Origin of the sequence: Massilia mucilaginosa (assembly GCF_011682145.1) — a bacterium.
Taxonomy (GTDB): domain Bacteria; phylum Pseudomonadota; class Gammaproteobacteria; order Burkholderiales; family Burkholderiaceae_D; genus Telluria_A; species Telluria_A mucilaginosa.
Map to the genome: position 1 here is coordinate 1 of NZ_WHJH01000142.1, position 1,506 is coordinate 1,506.

Genomic DNA, 1,506 nt, shown 5'->3' on the forward strand with positions numbered 1-1,506 from the left:
AATTCCACTTACCGATCACGATCTTCGTCAAATGAGCGACGAGTGGGTGAGTTCGCTCTCGCCGTCGCAGAAGGAAGTGTTATTGGTACGCGCCCTTGCGGAGTTGCGCAAGTCGCGGGATCGACTCAATCAAACGCCGAACAATAGTTCAAAGCCGCCGTCGAGCCGGGCGCCATGGGAATCGACGCACAGCGATACGGCGGCCGAAGCGCCAGCGAGCCGGGTGTCGACGGCGGTTGAGGCTGATGCGACCAAGCCAGATGGCGCAGCAAAGCCGACATCGGCGCCCAAGGCATCGTCTGGCAAGTCCGGCGCCAAGAAAACCGGCAAGCAAGTTGGCGCCAAAGGATTTGGCCGCACCCAGAAGCTGGCATACACGGATACGACACCCCACCATCCCGACAGTTGCGCCGGCTGCGGCCTAGCCCTGTCGCACGATGGCGCTGTGGCCTACACCGCGTGGGATGATATCGACATCGCCGAGAAGGTTGCGGGCCAAGCCGGGCTGTTGCTGCAAGTGACCAGGCACACGCTCTATGCCAGCACCTGCTCGTGCGGGCATGTGACGCGCGCCGCGCATCATGTCGCGCCCGACGATCCGTTCTGGGACAAGGTCGCGCTCGGGCAATGGCGCTTGGTCGGGCCACGCCTGGCCGGCGCCATCGTGTTCCTGGCGCTGCGCATGCGCTTGTCGCGCGCACGCATCCGTGAATTCTTCATCGAACTGTTCGATCTGCAATTGAGCACGGGCGTACTCGACGAAACCATCCGCGAAACCGGACGCGCCGTGGCGCCTCTGGAAGACGAAATGGTCCTCGACATCGAGCAAGCCGTCCTGCTCCACGCCGACGAAACCCCGTGGAAAGAGGCGGGCCAGCCTTTCTGGCTGTGGGTGTTCGTGGCCAGCTTCACCACCTTGTTCTTCGTCTGCTCGCGTGGCCTCGAAATCCTGTCGAATGTGCTGACGGCCAAGTTCACGGGCAACTTGATGACCGATGGTTATCAAGCCTACCGCCACCTCGGCCGGCGTCTGCGTTGCTGGGCGCATTTGATCAGGAAGTGCCAAGGCTTGATCGATTCGACCGACGCCAAAGTGGCGCGCGCCGGCAAAGGCATGCATGAGGTGTTATGCACGCTGATGGAGGCGATCTATGCCGCCCGTGCCGCGCAGGGTGAACCCGAGGGTGTCCTGGCGAGCCGTCACGCAACCGACATCGCGCATTTGCGCGCGCTCTGCGAGCGGCACCGGGACGACGGCAATGACAAGCTGCGCGCCCTTGCGCGTGAATTTCTGCTCGACTGGGATGTCATCTTGCGCCAAGTTTCCGAACCACAACTACCCCTGACTAATAATGCCGCAGAACAAGCCCTGCGTCATTGGGTGATCGCGCGCCGTATCAGCATGGGTACCCGCAGCGAAGCCGGCACGCGCGCGTTCGCGCTCCTGGCCAGCGTCATCGAGACGTGCAGAAAACGTTCGGCCTCCTCTTGGACCTTCATTGCCAG

Annotated in this window: 1 protein-coding gene; it reads left to right on the forward strand. The window is 62.5% G+C overall.

The window, feature by feature from the left end; translation table 11 throughout:
* Positions 1-31: 31 nt before the first annotated feature.
* Positions 32-1,506, forward strand: a 1,475-nt coding sequence (tnpC, locus tag F2P45_RS34150) for an IS66 family transposase (protein WP_166882647.1), incomplete at its 3' end; no start/stop codon positions are given.